We start from the raw sequence: 8,397 nt of genomic DNA, 5'->3' as shown, positions 1-8,397 counted from the left end.
AAGCGCACCGAATCGGGCCAAACTTGCACCGAATCGTCGGGAAGTCGCTCCGAAATAGAAAAGAGTCGCACCAAACATGAGAGGTCGCTCCGAATCCGGTTACAGACGCACCGAAATGCCGAAAAAGCGCTCCGAATCGGGTCAAACTTGCACCGAATCGTCGGGAAGTCGCTCCGAAATAGAAAAGAGTCGCACCAGACAAGAGAGGTCGCTCCGAATCCGGTTACAGACGCACCGAATCCGGCTACAGACGCACCGAAACGCCGAAAAGTTGCTCCGAATCGGGCCAAACCTGCACCGAATCGTCGGGAAGTCGCTCCGAAATAGAAAAGAGTCGCACCAAACAAGAGAGGTCGCCCCGAATCCGGTTACAGACGCACCGAAATGCCGAAAAAGCGCACCGAATCGGGCCAAACTTGCACCGAATCGTCGGGAAGTCGCTCCGAAATAGAAAAGAGTCGCACCAAACAAGAGAGATCGCTCCGAATCCGGCTACAGTTAGATGCTGTTTTTCGGTCGACGCCGGTGCTTAATCGGTCTTCGAGGGTACATTCGGTTTATCAACCGCGACAGGAAGTTTATCAATTGCTGCAGAAGTTTGTTCATCACGGAAACGCTCTCCGTTTTTCGAGAGATTGATAGTCCCGGGAAAAGCCGATCATCATTTGACGAACAGCAGAAAAATGAGCTAAAGAGATACTCATATAAACAAATAAACAAAAAAGGCCCGCAGCCGATCTTCCGGCAAACGCGGGCCTTTCGTTATTCAGATAAACTGGAACGGATTGGTTGCCGATTCTGAAATAATCACTTCAGTATTGCAGTTTTCTTCTTCAATCACTCGCTGCAGATAAAGCTGAACGCCTTTCTTCATCACCGATTCAATATGATGTCCTGCGTCGATGACCTTCAATCCGCACAGCAGGGCATCGTGAGCGGTATGGTAGTAGATATCGCCCGTAATCAGCACATCCGCTCCCCGGCTTTTTGCAAACGGAATCAGACTGTTGCCGTCTCCGCCCGACACGGCTATCGTCTGTACCTTTTCATTCAGAGGACCGATCGCTCGCAATCCTCCCAGGCCCAGCTTTTCCTTGACGCTCAGGCAATAGTCGCCGAATGCGATCGGTTCGGGAAGTCTGGCAAGACGGCCGAGCCCGTAAGCCTTGCCTTCATTTTTCAGAGGGTAAACGTCATAAGCTACCTCTTCATAGGGATGGCTCTCGATCATCTTTTCAATGACTGCGGAAAGCAGGTGCTCCGGCACCACGGTCTCAACTTTTCTTTCGGCAACTTTCTCCAGCCTGCCCGGAGTGCCTATAAACGGATGAGTGCCTTCCCCGGGCAGAAAAGTCCCCTCCCCGTCCGACGTAAATGTACAATGGCTGTAGCGGCCTGTAAAGCCCGCTCCCGCGTCGCCGATCGCGTCTCTGACCGTTTCCAGGTGACTCTCCGGCACATAGACCGCAAGCTTATACAGCGGTTCGCTGACGGCCGGCTGCAGGATCTCTGTCCCGGCAAGTCCGAGCTGAGAGGCAAGCATGTCGTTGACGCCGCCTTCCGCGATATCGAGATTGGTATGCGCCGCGTAAACCGCAATATCATGTTTGATGCATTTCGTGACAATTTTGCCCTGGCCTTCGTCGGACCGTACATTTTTCAGCGGATGGAAAATCACCGGATGGTGCGCGATAATCAGGTCCGCCTGTTTCTGCACCGCTTCATCGGCAACGTTTTCCAGCACATCCAGCGTTACCATGACTTTCTTTATTTTTTTATTCAGAGTCCCGATCAACAATCCGATTTTGTCATTTTCGTAGGCCAGAGACTTCGGGGCCCATTCCTCGAATCGTTCAATAAGCCGCCGGCCCGAAATCCATTGGTTCATGCAAAAGCCTTCTTTATTCAGGAATTTTATCTTGAGGGAACTCCCGGGCACGCCGCCTGCTCCCGCGTCCGCTATCTTTTCAGAACGGCCCCGATCATCTTCAGGGTCCGGACACAGTCCGCTCTCTTTAATTTCACAGCTTCCGTCTCCTCGCTCTGTTCGAGCGACTGCACAATCATCCGCAGCTTTCTCTCACGCAGCGACCATTTCTTCCTAAAGACGGGGGTTTGATTTCTGAGCAGGATCGGCCCCATCATCAATTCCTTATCAGTCAAACGGATTTCTCCCGCCGAAAACCGGCGGGCTTTAATGATCTCATAAAAATGGGGCGGTTCTTCGACAATGGCTTCGTCAATAATCGTCCAGCCGCCGGAGGCGAGCCACGCACGGCAGACGGCCTCGCGGATATTCGGCTGCAGGATCAGCGTTGCCCCTTCCGCAAGCTTCGCACGGCCGCGCTCAAGAATGTCCGCGATCAGTTCCCCGCCCATCCCCGCAATGACAATAGCACCGGCTTCCCCGCGTTTGATGACGTCCAGTCCGTCCCCCAGCCGGACAGAAACCGAAGCGGCCATGCCCATGGCCAGGACATTAGAGAGCGATTGATTGAACGGGCCTTCTCTTACTTCTCCGGCAATCGCCTGAACAGCTATCCCCTTTTGTACGGCACGGCAGGAAAGATGCGCGTGATCCGCCCCGATATCGGCCAGCACGGCCCCCTGGGGAATGAACGCCAGGACAGCCTGAAGTCTTTTGGACAAGTGTATCGTTTGCATGGGTCACAATCCTTAATTTTAACGCTTGCGAATTCCATGCTATCTTATCACATTCCGTGAAAATTGCCCAATTTCCGAGCGGACAAAGGTCGGAATCTGTCTGTGTCACGAAAAACTACTGTGTCAATCGCCGTCGCATGGACGGCGGAGCAGCCGCGAAATCTCAAAAAGACAGGTTTCGCAGTTGCAGTCAGAGAAGAATTAAAAACATCCGCAAATCTTCACAGCTGCGCAAAGGCTTCTGTTTGTTTTTGAAAAGGGCAGCCGCGCTGCGGAGGCTCTCTGTTGATAACGTTTTCATTATCGTTTAAAATAGAAAGGTATTCAATATTTATAAAAGCCAAAAATCTGTTTATCGGCTACGGCCGGTCAAATTTTCCGGCGATTATTTGCAAGTCGAATGAAAAGCCATTAAAATGAAAAGTGTAAAACAGTTCTTTTCCATTTTTATAAAAAAAAACTCGCCCCCTTTACGGGGAGCAAGCGGCTTGCCGGGTCTTCAGTCCAAAAAGTCTTTCAATTGCTTGCTTCTGCTCGGATGGCGAAGCTTTCTTAAAGCCTTGGCCTCAATCTGTCTGATACGTTCTCTCGTTACTCCGAAAACCTTGCCGACTTCTTCAAGCGTCCTTGTTCTGCCGTCGTCCAGTCCGAAACGAAGTCTCAGAACATTTTCTTCCCTGTCCGTCAGCGTATCCAGTACGTCTTCCAGCTGTTCTTTCAAAAGTTCATAGGCTGCAGCATCAGAAGGTGCCTTCGCATCCTGATCTTCAATAAAATCGCCAAGATGAGAATCGTCTTCTTCGCCGATCGGCGTTTCCAGCGAGACCGGTTCCTGAGCGATCTTCAAAATTTCCCTGACTTTGTCCGGGGAGAGGTCCATCTCTTTGCCGATTTCTTCAGGCGTCGGTTCACGGCCGAGATCCTGCAGCTGCTGCCTTTGGACACGGATCAATTTATTGATGGTTTCCACCATGTGGACAGGAATGCGGATCGTTCTGGCCTGATCGGCAATGGCGCGGGTTATGGCCTGGCGTATCCACCACGTCGCGTAGGTACTGAACTTGAACCCTTTTGTATAATCAAATTTCTCAACGGCCTTAATCAGCCCCATATTGCCTTCCTGGATAAGATCGAGGAACAGCATGCCGCGTCCGACGTAGCGTTTGGCAATGCTGACGACCAGCCTCAGGTTTGCTTCCGCAAGCCGCCTTTTGGCTTCTTCATCTCCGGCCTTAATCCGTTTGGCAAGGGCGATTTCTTCATCTGCAGAAAGCAGATCCACCCGCCCGATCTCTTTCAGATACATTCTGACCGGGTCGTTGATCTTGACGCCCGGGGGAACGCTGAGATCATTTAAGTCGAATTCTTCTTCCTTGTTCTTTCCATCAGAACTCGGTTCATCGGATTCATCTGCGATGTCGATGCCTTGATCGGCAAGCATCTCATAAAATTCATCCATCTGTTCCGGTTCTTGATCAAATGGCGCAAGACGATTCGCAATTTCCTGGTATGTCAGAGAACCCCGCTTCTTTCCCAATTCAAAAAGCTGTTCTTTTTCTTGATCCACGGTCAGTTCCTGATCTGTTCCTTGATCCGTCCTGCTTGCTTTGCCTGCCATTTGACCCCCTCCTTCCGAGTACTATTCTCGCTCAGCATTGTGAGTGTTCAATTGCTTTTTAATACCGATGATTTCGGACACAAGCTGGGCAGCCAGCTGATAATGGCCGCTTTGTTCCGCCCGCTTTCTCTCCTCTTCTTTATCCGCAATCACCGCCGCTTTGGAATGCCTGATGACCTGATCGATGCAGTCTTCAATTTCTCTTTCTTCCGCCTGATCACTTATAGGTATCATAGATAATTCCACGGCTTTCTGCTGAAGACCGGGGTCTTCAAGACGCTGGATAAACAGTCCTTCATCAGGCGGATTGCCCCCCTCATAATAGGCATACAGATGTGCAGCCAATGCCTGATGCACGTCAACGGCAAAAGTCCCGCCCACTTTTTCCCGGACATATTCCGTCACTTTCCCGCTTCTCATCATTCTTGCGAGCAGCCTTCGCTCCGCCATTTCATAAGCGGGAGGAAGCCGGTCCGTCCGGTTTAAAATGACAGGGCGCACGCGGTCCCGGCGTTTTTCCGCCCTTTTTGCCGCTTTGTTGTACATCTGCGCCTGTCTCTTCAGTGCATCCAGAGAAATTGAAAATTCTTCAGCCAGCAATCTCAGATAATGGTCACGTTCCACCGCTCCTTTAAGAGTACTGATTTCCCTCAACACTTCTTCGATGTAGAGCAGCCGATCTCCTTCATCACTCAGATTCCTTTTTCTTCTGAAGTAATCCATCTTGAAAGTCATCAGCGTTTGGCTCGCCCCTATTACATCACTTCTAAAACGTTCGCCGCCAAACTTGCGAATGTAGTCATCGGGGTCCATTCCTTCAGGCATTTTAGCGATTTTCACAATTTTACTGCGTTCCTGAAACATGGCCGCCGCGCGAAAACATGCTTCAATTCCGGCGCTGTCCGAGTCGTAGCAAATGACTACTGTCTCCGCCGCCCGGGAAAGCGCCGCCGCCTGTTCTTCGGTCAGCGACGTTCCCATTGAGGCGACGCTGTTCGTTATGCCGGCCTGATGTGCGCGGATCACATCGACGTAGCCTTCGAGCAGTACCGCCTGATTGCTTTTTCGGATCGACGGCCTTGCCAGATGGTAACCATACAGAATTTTCCCCTTGTGGAAGAGAGAAGACTCCGGGGTATTCAGATATTTCGGTTTTTCATCGCCAAGCGTCCGTCCGGCGAAAGCGACCGTCTGTCCTCTCGGATTGAAAATCGGAAAAATGATCCGGTTGCGGAAACGATCAAAATACTTATTGTCAAAACCGCGTTTGCCGATCAGCCCGGCCTTCTCCATCTGTTCGAGGTTCACCCGCCTTCTCTCCATCAGAGAAGTGGCTGCCTCCCAGCTGTCCACTGCGTAGCCGAGCTGAAAGCGCTCAATCATCTCTTTTGTAAATCCGCGATCAATCAGGTAATCGATGCCAGGTTTACCATACTTTGCAGTCACCAGCAAATAATGATAAAATTTCGTTAACAGGCTCATACCCTCGGATAGTTGTTTTCTGCTTTGATCGGCATGCTCTCCGGCAGAAGTATTTGAGAAAGAGGAGCCCAGATCGATTTTTGCCCTGTCTGCAAGCAACTGCGCCGCCTCTGAAAAGGACATCCCTTCGATTTCCATAATAAATGTGAACAGATTTCCTCCCGCACCGCACCCGAAGCAATGATAAAGCTGTTTATCCGGGGATACGGAAAAAGAAGGGGTGCGTTCGCTGTGAAAAGGACACAGGCCTATAAAATTTCTCCCTTGCTTCCTCAACTGAACATAATCGCCGATGATATCGACAATATCGAGTGACTTTCTGATTTTCTCAATGGTTTCTTCCTGCAGCCGCACTTTGCCATGCACCACCAACATATTACTTATTTATATCCTAATGACCTAAACGGCATAACAAATTTGTCAGAGCAGCCGAAAATTTTTTCCGATCCTCCGTGGCAAACGGCTTCGCTCCCCTGATTCTCCTTCCCGCAGCACGCGATTTGCGGGATATATACCGCCTGTTCAGAATTTCCGGAACATCCCTCTCCATGATCTCCCTTCCGCGATCAGATAAAACGGACACCCCGCGGCCGGCAAGCAGGCCGGCGAGCCCCATATCCTGTGTCACAACGGCATCGCCCGGCCGGGCATGGTTTAGGATATAGAGATCGGCGGCTTCCTTCTCCTGATCCACAAAAATCCATGCTGATTGCCGGTCGGGGCTGAACCCGGCATAAGAAGCAACAAAAACAGCCTGAATGTCGTACAATCCGGCACAGTCGACAATTTCTTTTTTTACAGGGCATGCGTCCGCATCGACATATAACGTGATTTTATTCACCATAATTAATAATTCTCTAACTTCCTTTATAAATCCTTCTTGTCTTTTTATGTTTTTATATTGCCAATATTGTCAAAAAATGCGGAGAGGGTTTTTCAATCTGTCCGGCACGCCGTTCCGGATCAATATTTTTCAGATCGGAGCGGGGCAACGGCACCGCGCCTGCAAACGCCGCAGGATCTGCGAGAAAATCAGCCGATTTCACTCATCGATTTCAGTATTTCATTAGCCGTTTCCTCGACTGCACGAAATGACACGTCGATTACCCTGCAGCCTATACGCCGGACAATCTCGTCGAAATATCGCTGCTCTTCATTAATGCGGTCCAGGTTCGCATAATTTGCTCCCCCGTCCAGTCCAAGCGCGGCAAGCCGTTCCATACGGATCGAGTTCAGGCGTTTCGTGCTGATTTTCAATCCGAAGCAGTGTTTCGGATTGATCTTAAAAAGTTCTTCGGGAGGATCGACTTCCGGAACAATAGGTACATTCGCTACTTTATATTTTTTGACGGCCAGAAATTGTGAAAGCGGCGTTTTGGACGTACGTGAGATGCCGATCAGCACGATATCCGCAAATAAAATGCCGCGTGTATCTTTACAATCATCATATTTCACCGCAAATTCGATGGCTTCCATCTTTCGAAAATAGTCTTCGTCCAATTGATGAGAAAGCCCGGGTTCCCCCAAAGGTTTTTTACCGAAAAACAGGCTTAATCCGTCGACCATCTCGCTCATCAGATCGAGATACTGGATTCCCGCTTCCATGGCTTTCGCTGTAAAATAGCGGCTTAAATTAGGCATCACCAGAGTAAAGACGACATAAGCGTGATCCTTTTTCGCCGAAGCAACCAAATCGTCAATCTTTTTTGTATCGCGGACAAATGAAAACTGTTCGATCTCAACATTTGTCTGCCCGAACTGGCTTGCTGCCGCCCAGACAACCGACTCGGCCGTTTCGCCGAGAGAATCGGAGACAACATAGATCAGGTGGCGTTCAGTCATTTACATTCCTCCCAAGTATCATATCCCTTGTCTTCCGGGGTGAAGCGCCGGCATGATTCAGGATTTTCTGCCCGGACTGATCACTCATCAGTCCCTCCGGCAAGCTCGACAAAAGCTTTGGTAATATTCGTTTTCGTGATCCGCCCGACAACTTCCAGCCCGTCCCCTTTGGCCCGGACAACCGGCAAAGCGTCGATCTCTCTCGATATAAGCAGTTCGGCAACATCAATCACGGCATCATCGCTGCGGCAAAAAGTGATATTCGGCATCCGGGACATAATCATGCTGATCGGCACATGGTTCATATCCTGAGACCCGATCGCCGTTCGCAAGAGATCTTTTCGCGAAAGGACTCCGGAAAGCAGGCCTTGATCATTAACAATAAAAAGAGAACCGACGTCTTCCAGAAACATGGCACATACCGCTTCATAAGCCGACGAAGATTCTTTGACAACAACCGGAAGAGACTGATAATTCCTTACTTTCATTTTTCTAATCTGATTGGAAAGCAATGTTGAAAGGGTCTGACCGGTGTAAAAGTAGCCGACACGCGGCCTCGCATCAAGAAACCCGGCCATGGTTAAGATGGCAAGATCCGGCCGCAGGGTTGCACGCGTCACATGAAGTTTTTCCGCGATCTGCTCCCCGGTTACCGGCGCACCTTCTTTCACAATTTCAATAATTTTTTTTTGCCGCTCATTCAGTTCCATCCGTTTCCCCTGCCCTTTCATATCTCTGTGTGCAACGCATGACAGTCCGATCAGCCGTGATCCCTGCCCCACGAACAGTAC

The 8,397-nt window shown here is 50.2% G+C and carries 7 protein-coding genes; all 7 read right to left on the bottom strand.

Annotation, left to right across the window (positions count from 1 at the left end; translation table 11 throughout):
- Window positions 1-766: 766 nt before the first annotated feature.
- A complete protein-coding gene (locus tag Q6A92_RS09135; protein WP_332237822.1) occupies window positions 767-1,888 on the bottom strand; it encodes a Nif3-like dinuclear metal center hexameric protein in 1,122 nt (373 codons plus the stop codon).
- A gap of 71 nt (window positions 1,889-1,959) precedes the next feature.
- The gene (locus Q6A92_RS09130) at window positions 1,960-2,664 is read right to left on the bottom strand and encodes a tRNA (adenine(22)-N(1))-methyltransferase (RefSeq protein WP_274397971.1); all 705 of its coding nucleotides are present in this window, start codon (window positions 2,662-2,664) and stop codon (window positions 1,960-1,962) included.
- 499 nt (window positions 2,665-3,163) lie between these two features.
- A complete protein-coding gene (gene rpoD, locus Q6A92_RS09125; RefSeq protein ID WP_274397972.1) occupies window positions 3,164-4,282 on the bottom strand; it encodes an RNA polymerase sigma factor RpoD in 1,119 nt (372 codons plus the stop codon).
- A 21-nt stretch (window positions 4,283-4,303) separates the two neighbouring features.
- Complete coding sequence (dnaG, locus tag Q6A92_RS09120; RefSeq protein WP_332237820.1) at window positions 4,304-6,139, bottom strand: DNA primase; 1,836 nt, start codon at window positions 6,137-6,139, stop codon at window positions 4,304-4,306.
- 16 nt (window positions 6,140-6,155) lie between these two features.
- Window positions 6,156-6,608, bottom strand: coding sequence for a YaiI/YqxD family protein (locus Q6A92_RS09115; RefSeq protein WP_332237818.1), 453 nt, complete (start codon window positions 6,606-6,608; stop codon window positions 6,156-6,158).
- A 188-nt stretch (window positions 6,609-6,796) separates the two neighbouring features.
- Entirely contained in the window at window positions 6,797-7,606 is an 810-nt protein-coding gene (locus Q6A92_RS09110; protein ID WP_274397975.1) for a pyruvate, water dikinase regulatory protein, read from the bottom strand.
- An 80-nt stretch (window positions 7,607-7,686) separates the two neighbouring features.
- Complete coding sequence (locus Q6A92_RS09105; protein ID WP_332237816.1) at window positions 7,687-8,316, bottom strand: helix-turn-helix transcriptional regulator; 630 nt, start codon at window positions 8,314-8,316, stop codon at window positions 7,687-7,689.
- Between the last annotated feature and the right edge of the window lie 81 nt (window positions 8,317-8,397).

The organism is Sporolactobacillus sp. KGMB 08714 (genome assembly GCF_036598985.1).
In the GTDB taxonomy this organism is placed as follows: Bacteria; Bacillota; Bacilli; order Bacillales; family Sporolactobacillaceae; genus Sporolactobacillus.
This window is presented reverse-complemented; position numbering and strand designations above follow the sequence as displayed.

Bases quoted from the DNA above. Each gene is read 5' to 3' on its own strand.
- Q6A92_RS09135 (WP_332237822.1), bottom strand. From the start codon at position 1,888: ATGAACCAATGGATTTCGGGCCGGCGGCTTATTGAACGATTCGAGGAA.
- Q6A92_RS09130 (WP_274397971.1), bottom strand. From the start codon at position 2,664: ATGCAAACGATACACTTGTCCAAAAGACTTCAGGCTGTCCTGGCGTTC.
- rpoD (WP_274397972.1), bottom strand. From the start codon at position 4,282: ATGGCAGGCAAAGCAAGCAGGACGGATCAAGGAACAGATCAGGAACTG.
- dnaG (WP_332237820.1), bottom strand. From the start codon at position 6,139: ATGTTGGTGGTGCATGGCAAAGTGCGGCTGCAGGAAGAAACCATTGAG.
- Q6A92_RS09115 (WP_332237818.1), bottom strand. From the start codon at position 6,608: ATGGTGAATAAAATCACGTTATATGTCGATGCGGACGCATGCCCTGTA.
- Q6A92_RS09110 (WP_274397975.1), bottom strand. From the start codon at position 7,606: ATGACTGAACGCCACCTGATCTATGTTGTCTCCGATTCTCTCGGCGAA.
- Q6A92_RS09105 (WP_332237816.1), bottom strand. From the start codon at position 8,316: ATGGAACTGAATGAGCGGCAAAAAAAAATTATTGAAATTGTGAAAGAA.